Below are 16,791 nucleotides of genomic sequence, written 5' to 3' on the forward strand. Positions count from 1 at the left end.
CTACAGCAAACCGACCGATGCCCCACGATATCCAGCACGCCATGCGGGTCGCCCAGGCCGCCGCCCTCGACGTGGGTCCCTACTTGCTCGAGGGCTTCCGCGCCGACACCCAGGTGCGCCTCAAGGGGCCCATCGACCTGGTCACCGAGTACGACATCGAGGCAGAGCGGCGCTTGCGGGAGGCGCTCTCTAGCGCGCTGCCGTACCGCATCGTGGGCGAGGAGGCCGGCGCGAGCGGGGACGCCAGCGGGGGCGCCGTCTGGTACGTGGACCCCATCGACGGCACCACGAACTTCGCGCACGGGCACCCCTTCTTCTGCATCAGCCTCGGCCTCTTCAGCGAAGCAGGCGAGGGGTTGGTGGGCGTCGTGCACGCGCCGGCGCTGGGTGTCACCTGGGTGGGTGGTCGGGGCCACGGCGTCACCCGCAACGGCGTGGCCGTGCGTGTGTCTACGCGGGACACGCTGGACACCGCGCTGTGCGCCACGGGCTTCCCCTATGACCGCCGCGAGAACGACGACGACAACCTGCGCGAGGTGCGGGCCGTGCTGAAGCGGGTACGCGGCATCCGGCGATGCGGCTCGGCGGCCTTGGACCTGGCGCTGGTGGCGGACGGCACCTACGACGCTTACTGGGAGCAGCGGCTCGGCGTGTGGGACATGGCGGCCGGCGCGGTGCTGGTGGAGGCGGCGGGGGGGCGCCTGAGCGACTACGACGGTGGTCCTGCCGACGTCCGCAAGGGGCGTGTGGTGGCCAGCAATGGTCTGGTGCACGACCCCCTCGTCGAGCTCCTCACGGCGGCGCGCGCTCCGCTCGGCTGAGGCCCTGCGGCCGCGCGGCTTCGCGAACGCGTGCTTCTTCGCTACCCTCGCGCTCGTGCAGCCGCCCTTCCCACCGCCTCCCCCCTCGCCGCATGGCCCCGGCCCGTCACCGCAGCAGGGCGTCCCGCGGCCGCCGCCCGGTTCGGGTGGCCTGGCCAACAACAAGATGATGGTGGGCGCCGTCGCGGGGTGCGGCTGCCTGGGCCTGCTGATGGTCGCGGGCGTGATGATCACCATGGTCCTCATGCGGCGCCCGACGGCCCAGGACCCATCGCTGACCACGGGTCCTGGTGGCGCGCCGCTGGCGGGGACCACGCCACCCACGCCGCCGCCCACGGCGCCGGGTACGACAGCTCCCGCGGGCGACACCCAGCAGGTGGCCGCCCAGTACCTCATCGCCCTCGGCGAGAGCACGCTGGCTGCAGCACGCGGCGAGTACGGGGACGAGCGCTTCGGGTCGCCGCACGGGTCCGCCATTCCGAACGTGGTCGCGCTCGGCGCTGCGCCCGCGGTCCAGCTCGTGGTCGTCCGCCTCGGTGGCAGCGCCGGCAGCCAGCACGTGCGCACGTCGCTGGTGGCCTTCCCAGACGGACGCTTGCGCGCCGCCGAGGCCAAGCTGGGCGGACGTCCGTCGGGCGTCGCGTTCGAGGCCGGTGTGGGCCCCGAGCTGTTCGCGCTGATCACGAGCATCGGCGACGGCCTCCTGCAGCGCGGGCAGTGTCCCACGCTGCTGGCCATGCCGGAGCTCACGGGGCTGCCTCAGCCGCTGATCGCCGACCTGACGCGCGAGCTCGGCGAGTCCCGCAGCGAGTGCCAGGGGCTGCGGCCGTGGCCCGGCTTCCAGGACGCCTGGTCGCCCCGCGTGGACGGCATGCTGGTGATCGCGGAGGGCCCGAGCGGCCCGGTGTTGGTGGAGGCCGACCTGCGCCCCGTGCGCGGCATCCTGACGCCGTCGCACATCCGCGAGCCGCGCGCACGCTAGGCCGTCCTGCATTGCGCGCTGACCTTGTCCACAGGGGGATCCGCGTTTTTTGCGGCCACTTTTTTGACCCTCTCCGCAGGTGTCGCCGATGGTACCGGCGATGTCGATGGAGCGAACCGAGCTAAGAGGCGCCCTTCTTTCCGGGATGTACCGGGTCGGCGGATGCATTGGTGTGGGCGGGACGGGCATCGTCTTCGAAGCCCGGCGTGAGCGCGATGGCGCCATGCTGGTGGTGAAGACGCTGCGCCCGAAGTTCGCACACAACCCGGATCTCGTGACGCGACTCAAGCGCGAAGCCGAGGTGGCTCAGACGGTCTTTCACCCCGGCATCGTCCCGGTTCTGGATCACGGCCTGCTCCAGGACGGCTCGCCCTTCCTGGTGCTCAAGCGCCTCTATGGCGAGAGCCTGTCGCGCCTCCAGCGTCGCCTCGGGCCCCTGCCCGTCAGCGAGACCGCCGTCATCACCATGCGCGTCGCCTCCATCCTGCACGCCGTCCACTTGGCGGGGTACGTGCACCGCGACGTGAAGCCCGAGCACATCGTCTTGGACCGCAACCGGCTCGGCGAGCTCGAGGTCGCGCTGCTGGACTTCGGTGTCTGTGCGGCCGGCACGGCGCCTCGTGACGAGCGTGAGCGTGAGCGCGGGCGCGTGTACGGCACGCCCACCTACGTGTCCCCCGAGCAGGCTTCCGGGAACCCCGACGTCGCCGCCGGCGCCGACCTCTACGGTCTGGGCGTGACCGTGTTCGAGCTGCTCACCGGCGAGGTGCCGTTCCGCGCGTCGGATGTCACCCAGCTGCTGCGCCGCATCATCAAGGAAGACGCGCCCCGCGTGTCGCTGCGGGCCCCCCACGCGGTGGGGGCCATGGACGACATCGTGGCGAAGCTGCTGCAGCGCGACCCGCAGCAACGCTTCCCGAGCGCGCGTGCCCTGGGCCGCGCTCTGACGCCGCTGGTGATCGACCGCGTGGCCGCCGAGCGCCGCCTGGCGAACGCGCTGCACGTTGGTGTGGCCACGCAGGATGGCAAGGTCACCCTGCAAGAGTCCGTCGCGGCCTGAGCGCGCCGCCAGCGCCGTGGCGCCTACGCAGGCGAGGTGGTCAGGAAGCGCTCGAACATGGCGTAGCCCTCCACCATCAGGCGCAGCGAGGTGGACTCGTTCTTCTGGTGCGCCTCGGCCGAGTTACCCGGACCGAAATTCACGCCGGGCACGCCCACGGCGTCGAAGCGCGCCACGTCGGTCCAGGCCTGCTTGGTCTTCACGGCCACCACGCCCGAGCGCCCCAGCTGCTGCACCAGGGGGTTGTTCGCGTGCGGGCGGCCGCTGGGCGAGAGGTCCGTGGGCGTGACCTCGCAGCGACCGGCGATCAGCTCGCGCAGCTCGGCGATGGCGTCTTCCGGCGTGCGACCCGGCGCGAAGCGGAAGTTCACGTTGATGGTCAGCTCGTCCGGCACGACGTTGCGGCCACGTCCGCCGCTCATCAACGTGGGCGTGATCACCTCGCGGAAGACGTGCCCGTCCAGGTCCACCACGCGCGGCTCGCGCGCCGCCAGGTCGGCCAGCACGGGGGCCGCCTTGTAGAAGGCGTTCTCGCCCTGCCAGGGGCGCGCGCTGTGCGCTGTGCGCCCGCGGAAGGTGAGCGTGGCGTGCACCGAGCCGAGGCAGCCCAGCTGCACCTCGTTGTCGCTGGGCTCGAGGCAGATGGCCAGGTCGAGGCCGTGCAGTTCCTGGAACGTCTCGAGGATGGGGCCGAGGCGGTTGTCCGCGAACGGGCCCTCCTCGCGCTCGTAGAAGATGAGCGTCAGCTCGTAGGGCAGGCTGGCGAGCGGCAGGCGCTCCAGGGCCTCGAGCATGATGGCCAGGCCCGATTTCATGTCCGCCGATCCGCAGCCGTAGATGCGGTCGCCCTCCACGCGCGGCTCGCCCTCGTGCACGGTGTCCACGGTGTCGAGGTGACCCACCAGGGCCACGCGCGGGCAGCCAGGGCGGCGGTTGGCCTTCACGATCAGGCTGTGGTGGAAGCGCGTCACCGCTTCGCGCGGGAGTGTCTTCAGCAGGCGCGCCTCCACGTGATCGCAGAGGGCCTCTTCGTGGCCAATCACGCTGGGGATGCGGCAGAGGTCGAGCAGGGTGTCGCGCAGGGCGTTCTCGAGGGACATCGCGGCGCACGGTAGCAGCGCGCGCGGGGGCGTGCAGCGCGAGCCGTCGGACCGCCGTCGCCGTCCGGGCGGAACGAACCCGCTTGACCCTCCCGCTTCCTGAGCGAAGCATCGCGGCTCGATGTCGGAAAAGCACTCCTCCTCCATCCGTGTGGCCCTGACCGCGCCCGTGCTCGTGGGCGCGCTCGGCTACTTCGTGGACATCTTCGACCTGCTCATCTTCCCGGTGACCAGCATGCCGAGCCTCACGGAGCTGGGCGTCACCGATGCACGTCAGATGCGCCACCTGCGGGAGGCCATCATGAACTGGCAGATGATCGGCATGCTGGTGGGCGGCATCTTCTGGGGCGTGTTGGGCGACAAGATCGGCCGGCGCAGCGTGCTGTTCGGGTCCATCTCGCTCTACTCGCTGGCCAACATCGCCAACGGCTTCGTGCAGGACGTCTCGACCTACCACTACATCCGCTTGATCGCGGGCTTCGGCTTGGCTGGCGAGCTTGGCGCTGCGATCACGTTGGTGAGCGAGACGCTGCCCAAGGAGGCGCGCGGCTACGGCACGGCCATCGTGGCCAGCGTGGGGGTGAGCGGCGCCATCTTCGCCGGGCTCATCGGGACGCACGTGTACTGGCGCACGGCCTACTTCATCGGCGGAGGCCTCGGCTTCGCGCTGCTGCTCCTGCGCGTGGGCTTCGGAGAGAGCACCATGTTCCAGCACACCAAGGAGGGCAGCGCGGTGCGGGGCAACTTCTTCGCGCTGCTCTGGCCCCGCGAGCGGCTCGGGCGCTACCTGAGCTGCATCCTCATCGGCGTCCCGCTCTGGTTCGGCGTGGGTATCCTCATCAACCTCTCGAGCGACCTGGCCGCCGAGCTCGGGGTGCAGGGCGCCGTCAAGCCCGCCACCGCGGTGGCCGTCTGTTATGCGGGCCTCACTCTCGGGGACTTCGCCTCGGGCGGTCTCAGCCAGGTGCTTCGCAGTCGACGGCGCGCGGTGGCGGTGTTCCTCGCCATGACGGCCACGTCCATCATCCTGTACTGCACGCTGCGCGGTCTCTCTGCGACCGGCTTCTACGTCATCTGTGGGTTGCTGGGCCTCTCGCTCGGCTACTGGGCCGTGTTCGTGACCATCGCCTCCGAGCAGTTCGGCACCAACTTGCGCGCCACGGCCACCACCACGGTGCCCAACTGGGTGCGCGGCGCGCTGGTCCCCATCACGTTCGCTTTCGAGGCGCTGCACGAGCGCGGGCTCACGCTGGTGCACAGCGCGCTCGTGCTGGGTCTCTCGCTGGTGGGGCTGGCCAGCGTCGCGCTCTACTTCTTGCCCGAGACGTTCGGCCGCGACCTCGACTTCGTGGAGTGACCGCGGCCCTCGCTGCTAGCCCGCGCGGTGCAGCTCGCGCAAGCGCGCGTGCGCCACGCGCCGGTGCTCGTGCTTGCGCAGGCCCTCCATGGACTGCGAGAAGTAGGCCGGCTGCGGGATGGTCAAGCGCTCGCCCAGGATGCGCTCGGCCAGCGGCGAGATCGCCAGCCCCAGGTCGCGGGCGATCTCGCATGCCACCAGCGCGCCCGACTCGGCCGCGCCCTCCATGAAGCCCTGCTTCTCGGTGGAGCCGTGCTCGCCGGCGAAGTGCATGTTGCGCACGCGCTTGCCCTCCTGGCCGAAGAAGTCGTACTGCCCTGGCTTGTAACAGACGAACGCGCCCAGCGCGTACGGCATGGTGGGCCACGACATGCGCACGGCGCTGCCCGCGATGTAGGTGGCCGCCGTGCCCGGGTAGAGCGTGTCGATGTGCTGCAGGATCGCCCGTGCGCGGTCCTCGGTCTCGCCCTCGATGTTGAGGAGCCCCGGCGCGCCGCCCGCGTAGACCGTGAGGATGCCGCTGTCGCCGGCCTGTCCGATGGAGGTCTCCCAGGTCTGCCCGAACCCGAGCTCGCTGGTGGAGCTGCCCATGGTGCCGTGCGTGGTGCGCCACACGCGGCTGTCGAAGCCCAGCATGATCTTCGAGCAGGTGCCGTAGCCGATCTCCGCGATCAGCCGCGACTTCCAGTCCGGCATCTCGAGCTGGAAGTCCACGGCGCGCAAGGTGGTGAGCGGGTTGGCCAGCACGAGGTGGTCGCACTCCACCGACACGCGCGTGCCCCCTTGGTCGAAGTGCGCCGTGAACGTGCCGTCCGACCGCTCTTCGACCGCCACCAGCACGTGCCCGAGGGCCACGCGCGCGGTCAGGCGCTCGTGGATGGCCTGGATGAACGTGTCGTTGCCCAGGTGAGTGTGATAGCGCTCGTCGGAGTCGCCGAAGATGCGGAAGTGATCCGTGCTGGCGTAGTCGATCAGGTAGTGCAGGTTGAGCGCGCTCTGGTCGTTGCACTCGAGCCCGTACTCGGCCGCGTAGGCGGTATCGAGCAGCGAGCGAACCAGCGTGTCGTCCACGTTGGTGGCCAGCCACTCCGACAGGGGCATGTGGTTGAGGCGCTCGTAGCGGTCGGCGTTGGCCTCCTCTTCGAGGCCCTCCATCTCGGCGGCCAGCTTCTGCGCCGTGGGCCGGAAGCGCTCGAACACCTCCTCGGTGGGCACGTGGCGGCCCTCGAAGTACCAGGTCTCGCCCTCGCGCAGCCCGGCCATGGCCTCGGAGCGGTCGTCGAGCGCGATGCTGAACTCCGCAGCCAGTGCGTGCATCACGCGGTCGCCCGTGTCGATCAGCTCGCCGCCCAGCTCACACACCTGGTCGTTGGGGAAGTGACCGCGCAGCGAGTGCATGCGCCCACCCACGCGCCGGGTCGCCTCGAAGACCTGCGGGCGCAGCCCGAGCGCCTCGAGCTGAAGCGCACAGTGCAGGCCGGCCATGCCTGCGCCCACCACCACGATGCGCGGGTCTCCTCCGCGCGGCAGCGTGGACCGGCCTCCGCAGCCCGCGAGCGCAGAGCCCGCGGCGAGGGTCCCGAGCGTGGCCATGGAGCCCTCGATGAAGCGCCTGCGGCTCATCGGCAGCGACGCCAGCGGGAGCTCGCGCGGGGCAGTCTGATCGCGCAGGCCGTGGGCCAGCGCAGCGCGTACGCGCATCATCAACTTCGAACGTGGCATCGGGCGTCTCCTGTCCTCGGTGAGTCGGCGGGTCGTCCCCAGGGGACGCGCCTCGTGCAGCGTACACGTGATCCCCACATTTCTTCCCTCCAATCACGTGCGCCCGCTCGGTCACGCGGGCAGGGGCAGCGGGCGGGGCGCCCGCAGCATGTAGTGCAGCGCGCCACGCAGGCGCGCCTTCGCGTCCACGTCCACCACCGCGCCATGCGCCATGACCAGCCGAGTGAAGTCGAGCGCGAGCACTTGCTCCAGGCTCGCGCGGGCGGCCTCGCGGTCCCGCGTCAGGAGGCGCAGCGCGCGGCTCTGCGCAAGGACGCGGTGCGCCCCGACCATGCGCAGGATCAGCCCCGTCAGCAGCCCCTCGGGCGCGAGCACGTGGAACACGAGGTCCGTCACCACCAGGGTGCGCGACGCCGCATGGAAGAAGACCGTCTCGCCCATCGCCGGGACGCCGTCGAGGAGGACGCCCTGCACCCCGCTCGGGAGATCCGCCGGCAGCACGCTGTGGGGCGGCACGGCGCGGCCGAGCCTCGCCAGCTTCGCGGGGAGGCCGCTCGGCAGGAGCACCCGTGCGGACGGCCAGCGCACGGCGGCCTCTCCCACGAACAGGTGGTGCAGGTTGCTGGGAGCGACGATGTGCGAGATGGGCCCCAGCGCGTCCACGCGCGCGGCGAGGGCGTCGTCGATCCGAAGCGGCGAGATCATCAGAAGGCTGCCGTCATCGAGGCGCAGTAGCGTGGTGCGCACAGGCAGGTAGAAGCCAGCGTGGATGCGCAGGGTGCTCTCGAGGGTGTGGACACCCTCCGCGAGGGTGACGAGCTGGGTCATGGTCTGCTCCGGAGTGGGAGCGGATAGTAAAGCGCCATTGACCATTGTCGTCAAGTGCAGTTGACGAAGAGTCGAAGCAACGTCATCGTCTGTGCATGAAGAAGCGTCGTGCATCGCGCGCTACCACGGGCAAAGGCCCACCCGTGGACCCCCAACAGTTCGCGCGCGAGCTCGAGGCTCAGAAGCGCGCCAGCACCGCCCAGCTCCTGATGCGCTGCGCGCGCCTCGTGAACGAGCGCGGGGTGGCTCGCGCGGCGCAGAAGTTCGGCATCCCCGTACGCGCCGCCCACATGGGCCTCTTCCCGCACCTCGATCTCGCGGGCACGCGCCAGACCGAGCTCGCGCGGCGCATGGGGGTCAGCAAGCAGGCGGTGAATCAGCTGGTCGCAGAGCTGGTGGGCTTCGGCGTGCTCGAGCAGGTGCCCGACCCTGCCGACGGGCGGGCGCTCCTGGTCCGCTTCACCCCGCGAGGGGCTCAGTCGCTGTTCGACGGCCTCACGGTGCTGAACGAGCTCGAGGTCGCCATGCGAGTCGCGCTGGGCGCCCCGCGCATGGACGCGCTGCACGACACCCTCACGCGGCTGAGCGACTGGCTGGACGATCCCGCCTGAGCCCCGTCACGGCGCGTAGTGATAGCCCATGTCGATCGCGTCGCTGTTCGCGCCATCGAGCACGCCATCCGCGCGCGTGGTGAGTGACGACCAGTCCGGGAAGTAGGCGTCCGGGTCCGTGCTGGTCATGCCAGCGTCCACGCATGCCGAGGTGACGGCGTCGCCGGCGCCGATGTGCTTCAGGAACAACTGTCCCGCGGGACCCGGCGAAAAGGGGTCGCCGAGCGCTGTGGTAGAGGAGTCCAGCAGGACGTTGCCCAGCCCGAACCCGGTCAGGTCGCGCGTGGAACAGGAGTGCGCCACGGAGCCGGGCAGGTTGCTGGCGCTGCTGTTCAGGTCGCCGGCCTGGTTGTTCCAGAAGACCACGTTCACCAGCGAGGTGTTGGCCGTCGCCCACAGCGCGCCCTCCGTAAACTCGCTCTCGGTGGAGGCGATGGTCACGTTCGTCACCGTGTACACGCCACTCCCGCTCAGCTGGATGGCGCCGCGGCGGCCGATGTTCCCGTCGAAGAGCAGGTTGCGCAGCGTGCCGCTGCCCCCGCCGTGCGTGTGCACGCCCCCGCCCCCATTGCCCACCATCTCGTTGGCCAGGAAGCGGCAGTCTTCGAGCGCGATCACGCTGTTGCTGCGGACGCCCGTCCCTTGGCCGCCGATGGTGCCGTTGGCTTCGAAGAGCGTGCCCTGGATGGTCAGGGTGCTTCCCGCGAGCCCCTCGGCCCCTGCGCCGCTCCACGCGATGTTCCGGAGGAAGACGCTGTCGGACACTTCCACCGCGCTGCCGGCGTGGGCGCTGAGGCCTGCGCCAGAAGCGTTCAAGACGGCGCCGATGTTGTCCCGCGCAGTCACCCGGTGGAGCACCACCTCGCTGGCCATCGCCGGCACCCGGATGCCGACACCGTCTTGAATGGCCGTCGTGTAGCCATCGGCGACCACGACACCGTCGAGTCGGGCCCCCGTGGCCATCAGCACGACGAGACTCGCGTTGTCCGTCCGGGTGGGCTGGTTGGGGGCGTTGCGCTCGGCTTGGACGGTGGCCACCGTCAGCGGCGCGTCGTCTCCGTTCGCGTCCCCGCTCAAGACGGACTCGCGCAGCACCGCGGGGCGCGCCGAGCGCTGGGCCTCCGTCCCGACGAACCCACCGTAGACCTCGAGGCTAGCCACCATCGCTAGCACCGTCGTGTTGGCCGCCGCGCGATAGGTGCCCTCCGCGATCCAGATCTCCTTCAACGGGCCGCCCGGGAGGTTGGCTTGCGCGGCGGTCACGGCAGGCTGGACACTCGTGAAGGCATCCGCCCACGAGGCGCCATCACCGGCACCCGTGGCACCCGCGCGCACGAACACCACGTTGCACGCGTCGCCCTCTCCGGTGGGAGGATCGTTGTCCTCCTGGCCCGGGTTGAAGATCGCAACGCAGTTGTCGGTGTCGGCGCAGATGCCGTCCATGTCGGCGTCGCCCGTGGAGTCATCTCCGACGCAGACGTCCAGATCGTTGCAGACGTCGTCCATGTCGGCGTCGCCAGCGGCGTCGTCGCCCGTACACACGTCGACATCGTTGCAGAACCCGTCGGTGTCGGAGTCGCCCGTGCCGTCGTTGCCGGTGCACGCGTCGACATCGTTGCAGACCCCATCCGAGTCACCGTCACCCGCGCTGTCGTTGCCGGTGCAAGCATCCGCCTCGTTGCAGACGCCGTCCATGTCGGTGTCTGGGCAGCCGCCCGCGTCCGTGCCCAGGTCGGTCACTTCGGCGTCGTCCGTGGCCCCGTCGGTGGCGCCTAGGTCGCTGGTATCGCTGTCCAGGGCGCCCAGATCGGCGACGCCCAGGTCCGCGTCGCCCGCGTCGGGCTCGCCGAGGTCCAGGCTGCCATCCATCGCTAGACCCGTATCGGCGACCCCACCGTCAGGCGACGCGGCGTCGCCGCCACAGCCAGCCGCAGCGACCACGGAGGCCAATAGGAGCAGCGCACGGACGAGGAACGAGGGCGAGGAAGCTGGATGGGTCATGGTGGACTCTTGCGGTGAAGCGGGTGGCTCTCTGTCGTCTTTGACGAAGTGTCATATTTGTGCACCGTCAGAGTTTCCTTGTCCAGCGAAAATGACCGTGAGTCCAAACGGCCGCTTTCGCCGTGCGAACTGGCCGCTTCGGAGCGCGCCTCGCGGCGCGCTTCGAGCCATGCTCCGTGACCATGGAACAGACCCTCGCCCTCAACCCCAGCACGGGCCTCCTCGGGGACGGCTACAAGCGGACCCTCGCGCTGCTGACTGCCCTGCTCACCCTCAGCTTTCCCGTCGCGTCCTGGGCCGTCTTCGGCGCTGGCGCAGACCGGCAGCAGACCGCGGCCGTGCTCTCGTGCATCTTCGTCTTCTGCATGGCGGGACTGGTGATCGCCCCGCACCTGCCGTTCGCGGCCCTGCGGGGCGAGTCCCGCTACCGGCGCCTCGAGCGCATGGTCTACATCTGGATCATCGTCTTCGTCGGAGTGGCCCTCACCTGGGAGATCCCGTGGGCCTTCCTGCACGAGCGCATCGCCGCCTCGCGCGACGAGCTGTGGGCATACACGTGGTGGGCCTACATCGACGGGGGCGATCTGCGCTACGTGAACCCCAGCTGGCTCGTCTTCTTCATCGAGAGCTGGGCCGACGCCAACGGCATCTTCAGCGCCATCGCGCTCTACGCGTGGTTCAAGTCCGGCAAGACCAACCCGCTGCCGGTCTACTACTTCATGTTCGCAGCGCCGCTGCACATCTACCCCACGGTGCTCTACTACGTGAGCGAGATCGCGACGGGGCTGCCCAACGTCGACACCAGCAACCCCATCAACCTCTATGTGAAGTTCGGGCTCGCCAACTGCTTCTGGGTCATCGTGCCGTTCTTCGTGTTCGCGTGGGGCATGCAGACCATCGAGCGAATTCACCGCGCTCGCTTCGAGGCCGAGACCGCGCGCGCATCACTTTGATGGAGCTTCCGTCACTTCGCGTGGAGCATGCGCCCACACGTGGGTGTTCCGCTCCACCCGGGGGGAACGCATGCATTGGCCCAGCGATTGCAGCGCAGGCCTGGGTTCACACCGAGGAATCCACATGCACAAGAAGAACGACGCAGACACCCGCAACGACGTGATGGAACTGATGGAGCGCCGCGAGCTGGCCGACGCGGTCCACAGCGAGCCGATGCACGCCACCTTGGGAGAGGACCCCGAGGTGGTCGCGAGCCTGCGTGAGCAGCTGGGTGATGCGGGCGAGAACGAGACGACCGACCGCGCACGCGCGCGCCTTGCTCGCAGCGTGAAGGCGTTGCGCAGCACCGTGAGCCACTCGGCGACGGAGCTGACTGCGGCGCTGCGCGGCACCGGAAACTGCGCCGTGGCGTGGCTGCGCGCGGAGGTTCGGAACATGCGGTCCACGCGCCTGCCGGGCGACGCCCTGTCGCAGAACTGACCCTGCACGAACCAGTCGATGGAGATGAACACGATGAACAAGCACTTCACGCGCCGTGACTTCTTTCACCGGGTCGCTGGCGCCACGGGGACGCTGGTCCTCGCGCCCTACCTGGTGGGCTGCGAGCCCACGAGCACGCCGGACAGAGCGCCGACGGCGATGCCGATCCTCGAGCCTGTTGCCCCGACGGAGACCCCTGCGGCCGAACCGCCGAGCGTGCCGCTCGAGCGCCCTGCGGGCTGGGACGCGCTCGCGTTCAACAAGCGGCGCGGCAACGCGGGGGCCATCCCCGCGAGCTACCTCGACGACATCAACGGCCCGGACGGGGACGCTCGGCACCTCGGCAAGCACTTGCCCTTCCTGCCCGCCCTCGACCCTGGAGTCGTCGTGCCCGCCGGCATGCTGGCCATCATGTGGGGCGACCCGAGCAAGGGCTACGCTCGGCACCCCAACGCGGCCTCGACCGAGGGGAACCCCGAGGGCCACTGGTACAACTGGATCCGCCTTCGGAAGGCGACCGCGGGGGATACGCGGGAGGTCGAGAGCCACTACCGGAGCTGGCCTGCGGTCGAACCCGGAGACGATGGCGCCTACACGGCTCTCGCGGGCGACGACCCTGCGCGTGATGGCGGTGAGAACACCGTCTACCTGGCGCAGCTCCCGCCCGACGTCGTTCCAGGGGACCTGGTTCGTGTGCACGCCCACTGCCTCACGCACGGCGAGTACGTGGACTTCGTCCAGCTCCCTGGCTGAGCGCGTTGATGCTTTCTTGATGCGGCCGCGGGTGGCCTTGACGACCGCGTGACACGGCCGGCGTTACGAAGACGGTCATGGACATCGTCTTCATCGCCGTCGTGTGCGGCTTCTTCGGGCTGACTTGGGGCTTCGTGCGCCTGTGCGAGGGCATGTAACCATGGCCACCCTCACCATCATCGGCGCCATCCTGGCAGGGCTGCTCCTGGGCTACCTGGGCTTCGTGCTGCTCTTTCCGGAGAAGCTGTCATGACGCTCTCCGCAGTTCTCCAGATGGGGATCTTCCTGGTCCTGCTGTTGGCGCTGGCCGCACCCCTCGGTGCGTACCTGGCGCGCGTCTACACCGGCGAAGCCCGCTGGGCACAGCGCATCGGTGGGCCGCTCGAGCGCCTCCTCTATCGCGCGTCCGGTGTGGACCCGTGGGAGGACATGAGCTTTCAGCGCTACACCGGCGCCGTCCTGCTGTTCAACCTACTGGGCGTCCTCGTGGTCTATGCCCTGCTGCGCCTCCAGGGGGTGCTTCCGCTCAACCCCGAGGGGCTCGGCGGCGTCCCTCCCGAGCTGGCCTTCAACACCGCGGTGAGCTTCGGCACCAACACCAACTGGCAGGCCTACGGTGGCGAGACCACCATGAGCTACCTCACGCAGATGCTGGGCCTCGCGGTGCAGAACTTCGTGTCGGCGGCCACCGGCATGGCCGTGCTTGTGGCGCTCATTCGCGGCTTGACGCGCGAGTCGGCACAGGGCCTCGGCAGCTTCTGGGTCGATCTCACGCGCTCCACCGTCTACGTGCTGCTGCCGCTCTCGCTCGTCCTCGCGCTGGTGCTCGTGTCGCAGGGCGTGGTGCAGACGTTCGACGGCTCGGCGACCGCCGCGCTGCTCGACCGAACGGGCGCCGCGGCGGCGGAAGGCGCACAGCAGATCCTCGCGCTCGGGCCCGCCGCATCGCAGATCGCGATCAAGCAGCTGGGCACCAACGGCGGCGGGTTCTTCAACGTGAACTCGGCGCACCCCTTCGAGAACCCCACGCCGCTCTCGAACCTCCTCGAGGTGACGTCCATCCTGCTGATCCCGGCTGCGCTGTGCTTCACGTTCGGCGTGATGGTGAAGGACCGCCGTCAGGGCTGGGCCGTGCTCGCCGCGATGCTCGCCATCTTCATTCCGCTACTCTTCGCGACGGTGGCCTTCGAGCAGGCGGGCAACCCGGCGCTCACGGCGCTGGGGGTGGACCAGGCCGTCTCCGATGTCTCTTCGGGCGGCAACATGGAGGGCAAGGAGGTGCGCTTCGGCATCACCAACAGCGCCCTGTGGGCCACGGCGACCACGGCGGCCTCCAACGGCTCCGTCAACGCCATGCACGACAGCTTCACGCCGCTCGGCGGGCTCGTCCCCATGTGGCTCATGCAGCTCGGTGAGATCGTCTTCGGCGGCGTCGGCTCCGGGCTCTACGGCATGCTGATCTACGCCATCATCGCGGTGTTCATCGCGGGGCTGATGGTGGGCCGCACGCCCGAGTACCTGGGCAAGAAGATCGAGGCCTACGAGATGAAGATGGCGTCGCTGGTCATCTTGCTGCCGGCGGCGGCCGTGCTCATCGGGACCGCCATCGCCTGTGTGGTCCCGGCCGGGACCGCGACCCTGGGCAACCCCGGCGCGCACGGCTTCAGCGAGATCCTCTACGCGTTCTCGTCGGGCGCCAACAACAACGGCTCCGCCTTCGGTGGCATCACGGTCAGCGGAAACTTCTACGCGACCGCCATCGGGCTCTGCATGCTGGTGGGTCGCTACTGGGTGATCGTGCCGGTGCTCGCGCTGGCCGGCGCGCTGGCCCGTAAGCGGCGCATCCCCGTCAGCGCCGGGACGCTGCCCACGCACACACCTCTCTTCGTGGGGCTCCTGGTGGGGACCATCGTCCTCGTGGGCGCGCTCACCTTCATTCCGGCGCTCGGGCTCGGCCCCGTCGTCGAGCACCTCCAGCTGTCGGCGCACTGAAAGAAACCTCCATGGCACACCCACCCAGCCATAGTCGGCCCCTCTTCGAGCGGGCCATCGTGAAGGGCGCCATCGTCGACGCGTTCTCGAAGCTCGACCCGCGCCGCATGGTCCGCAACCCCGTCATGTTCGTAGTCGAGGTGGGCAGCGCCTTCACCACGCTGCTCTTTGCGCACGCCGCCATCACCGGAGAGGGGGATGCACCCCCCGCGTTCATCTTGGCGGTCGCCCTCTGGCTCTGGTTCACCGTGCTCTTCGCCAACTTCGCCGAGGCCATGGCCGAAGGGCGCGGCAAGGCGCAGGCCGACACGCTGCGCAAGGCGCGCCAGGACGTCACCGCCCGGCGGCTGCGGCGCGGCGAGGACCCTCACGTGCTTGCCGACTCCGCACGGCGAGATGCCGCGCTCGAGCCGACGCCCTCCTCGACACTGCGCATCGACGACATCGTCTTCATCACCGCGGGAGAGCTCATTCCTGCCGACGGCGAGATCATCGAGGGTGTGGCCTCCGTGGACGAGAGCGCCATCACGGGCGAGAGCGCCCCGGTCATCCGCGAGAGCGGTGGTGACCGCAGCGCCGTGACGGGCGGCACGCGCGTGCTGTCCGACTGGCTCATCGTGCGGGTCAGCACCAACCCGGGCGAGACCTTCCTCGACCGCATGATCGCGATGGTCGAGGGCGCCAAGCGCAAGAAGACCCCCAACGAGATCGCGCTCGACATCCTGCTGGCCGCGCTGACCATCATCTTCCTGCTGGCCACGGTCACGCTACTGCCCTTCTCGGAGTACGCGGTGTCGAGCTCCGGGCAGGGGACCACCGTGCCCCTCACCGTGCTCGTCGCGCTGCTGGTGTGCCTGATCCCCACGACCATCGGCGGACTCCTCTCCGCCATCGGCATCGCCGGCATGGACCGACTGATCCAGGCGAACGTCATCGCCACGTCGGGACGCGCGGTCGAGGCCGCAGGCGACGTGGACGTGTTGCTGCTCGACAAGACCGGCACCATCACGCTCGGAAACCGTCAGGCCACCGAGTTCCTGTGTGCGCCCGGGGTGTCGGAGGCCGAGCTGGCCAACGCCGCGAGGTTGGCGTCGCTCATGGACGAGACCCCCGAGGGGCGCAGCATCGTGGCGCTCGCCATGGAGCTGCACGGCGGGAGCCAGCGCGCCGACGAAGCGCAGGGAGCCAGCTTCATTCCGTTCACCGCGCAGACGCGCATGAGCGGCGTGGACATCGCCGGACGGTCCATTCGCAAGGGCGCGACCGACGCCATCGTGCGCCTGGTCGAAGGGCAGGGCGGTTCGTTCCCGAAGCCGGTGCGCGCGCTGGTCGACGACGTCGCCAAGCAGGGCGCCACGCCGCTGGTGGTGGCCGAGGGAGCGCGCGTGCTGGGCGTGGTGCGGCTCAAGGACATCGTCAAAGGTGGCATCCGCGAGCGCTTCGCCGAGCTGCGCCGCATCGGGATTCGCACGGTCATGATCACCGGCGACAACCCGCTGACCGCGGCGGCCATCGCCGCCGAGGCGGGCGTCGACGACTTCCTGGCCGAGGCCACCCCCGAGGCGAAGCTCGCGATGATCCGCGACTATCAGCAGAAGGGGCACCTGGTGGCCATGACCGGCGACGGCACCAACGACGCACCGGCCTTGGCCCAGGCTGACGTGGCCGTCGCGATGAACTCCGGCACCCAGGCCGCCAAGGAGGCCGGCAACATGGTCGACCTCGACTCGAACCCCACGAAGCTCCTGTCCATCGTGGAGATCGGCAAGCAGATGCTCATGACGCGCGGCGCGCTCACCACGTTCAGCATCGCGAACGACCTGGCGAAGTACTTTGCCATCATCCCCGCGGCGTTCGTCTCGACGTATCCAGCGCTGAGCGCCCTCAACGTGCTGGGCCTGCACTCGCCGACGACGGCGGTCCTGAGCGCCGTCATCTTCAACGCGCTCATCATCGTGGCGCTCATCCCGCTCGCGCTGCGCGGCATCCGCTACCGGCCGGCGCCGGCCTCGGCGCTCCTGCAGCGCAACCTCCTGGTTTATGGTCTCGGCGGCGTGGTGCTGCCCTTCCCCTGCATCAAGCTCATCGACCTCGCGCTCGCGGGCATGGGCGTCAGCTGAGAGGACTCCC

At 69.7% G+C, this 16,791-nt stretch carries 15 protein-coding genes; 11 read left to right on the top strand and 4 right to left on the bottom strand.

The window, feature by feature from the left end:
- The first annotated feature begins 17 nt into the window (after positions 1-17).
- The 3 genes from IPI43_18480 (at position 18) to IPI43_18490 (ending at position 2,863) form a co-directional block, all read left to right on the top strand.
- Entirely contained in the window at positions 18-821 is an 804-nt protein-coding gene (locus IPI43_18480; protein ID MBK7776089.1) for an inositol monophosphatase, read from the top strand.
- A 55-nt stretch (positions 822-876) separates the two neighbouring features.
- On the top strand, positions 877-1,803 hold the full coding sequence (locus IPI43_18485; protein ID MBK7776090.1) for a hypothetical protein: 927 nt from the start codon (positions 877-879) through the stop codon (positions 1,801-1,803).
- A gap of 145 nt (positions 1,804-1,948) precedes the next feature.
- Complete coding sequence (locus IPI43_18490) at positions 1,949-2,863, top strand: serine/threonine protein kinase (protein ID MBK7776091.1); 915 nt, start codon at positions 1,949-1,951, stop codon at positions 2,861-2,863.
- 23 nt (positions 2,864-2,886) lie between these two features.
- Here IPI43_18490 and dapE read toward each other — a convergent pair whose 3' ends face one another.
- Positions 2,887-3,963: a succinyl-diaminopimelate desuccinylase gene (gene dapE / locus IPI43_18495; GenBank protein ID MBK7776092.1), complete on the bottom strand. Its 1,077-nt coding sequence runs from the start codon at positions 3,961-3,963 to the stop codon at positions 2,887-2,889.
- A gap of 121 nt (positions 3,964-4,084) precedes the next feature.
- Between dapE and IPI43_18500 the strand changes: the two genes are divergently transcribed.
- The gene (locus tag IPI43_18500; protein MBK7776093.1) at positions 4,085-5,320 is read left to right on the top strand and encodes an MFS transporter; all 1,236 of its coding nucleotides are present in this window, start codon (positions 4,085-4,087) and stop codon (positions 5,318-5,320) included.
- Positions 5,321-5,335: 15 nt separating this feature from the next.
- Here IPI43_18500 and IPI43_18505 read toward each other — a convergent pair whose 3' ends face one another.
- Together IPI43_18505 and IPI43_18510 are read right to left on the bottom strand one after the other, a co-directional pair.
- On the bottom strand, positions 5,336-7,042 hold the full coding sequence (locus tag IPI43_18505; GenBank protein ID MBK7776094.1) for an FAD-dependent oxidoreductase: 1,707 nt from the start codon (positions 7,040-7,042) through the stop codon (positions 5,336-5,338).
- A gap of 111 nt (positions 7,043-7,153) precedes the next feature.
- A complete protein-coding gene (locus tag IPI43_18510; protein ID MBK7776095.1) occupies positions 7,154-7,870 on the bottom strand; it encodes a DUF4336 domain-containing protein in 717 nt (238 codons plus the stop codon).
- A gap of 143 nt (positions 7,871-8,013) precedes the next feature.
- Here IPI43_18510 and IPI43_18515 point away from each other — a divergent pair, with 143 nt between their 5' ends.
- Positions 8,014-8,481: a MarR family transcriptional regulator gene (locus tag IPI43_18515; GenBank protein MBK7776096.1), complete on the top strand. Its 468-nt coding sequence runs from the start codon at positions 8,014-8,016 to the stop codon at positions 8,479-8,481.
- 6 nt (positions 8,482-8,487) lie between these two features.
- On the opposite strand, the gene IPI43_18520 is transcribed toward IPI43_18515, so the two are convergent.
- Positions 8,488-10,482 (bottom strand): hypothetical protein, encoded by a 1,995-nt coding sequence (locus IPI43_18520; GenBank protein ID MBK7776097.1) that lies wholly within the window; start codon positions 10,480-10,482, stop codon positions 8,488-8,490.
- A 182-nt stretch (positions 10,483-10,664) separates the two neighbouring features.
- Between IPI43_18520 and IPI43_18525 the strand changes: the two genes are divergently transcribed.
- The 6 genes from IPI43_18525 (at position 10,665) to kdpB (ending at position 16,781) form a co-directional block, all read left to right on the top strand.
- Positions 10,665-11,435, top strand: coding sequence for a hypothetical protein (locus IPI43_18525; protein MBK7776098.1), 771 nt, complete (start codon positions 10,665-10,667; stop codon positions 11,433-11,435).
- Positions 11,436-11,559: 124 nt separating this feature from the next.
- Positions 11,560-11,916, top strand: a complete 357-nt coding sequence (locus tag IPI43_18530) for a hypothetical protein (protein ID MBK7776099.1) — start codon at positions 11,560-11,562, stop codon at positions 11,914-11,916.
- A 33-nt stretch (positions 11,917-11,949) separates the two neighbouring features.
- Positions 11,950-12,669, top strand: coding sequence for a hypothetical protein (locus tag IPI43_18535; protein MBK7776100.1), 720 nt, complete (start codon positions 11,950-11,952; stop codon positions 12,667-12,669).
- A 160-nt stretch (positions 12,670-12,829) separates the two neighbouring features.
- Positions 12,830-12,922: a potassium-transporting ATPase subunit F gene (locus IPI43_18540; GenBank protein MBK7776101.1), complete on the top strand. Its 93-nt coding sequence runs from the start codon at positions 12,830-12,832 to the stop codon at positions 12,920-12,922.
- The gene (gene kdpA, locus IPI43_18545; protein MBK7776102.1) at positions 12,919-14,661 is read left to right on the top strand and encodes a potassium-transporting ATPase subunit KdpA; all 1,743 of its coding nucleotides are present in this window, start codon (positions 12,919-12,921) and stop codon (positions 14,659-14,661) included. The genes IPI43_18540 and kdpA overlap by 4 nt, the downstream gene beginning before the upstream one ends.
- A gap of 11 nt (positions 14,662-14,672) precedes the next feature.
- A complete protein-coding gene (kdpB, locus tag IPI43_18550; protein ID MBK7776103.1) occupies positions 14,673-16,781 on the top strand; it encodes a potassium-transporting ATPase subunit KdpB in 2,109 nt (702 codons plus the stop codon).
- Positions 16,782-16,791 lie beyond the last annotated feature (10 nt).

This window comes from Sandaracinaceae bacterium (assembly GCA_016706685.1).
GTDB lineage: Bacteria > Myxococcota_A > Polyangia > Polyangiales > Houyiibacteriaceae > JADJJE01.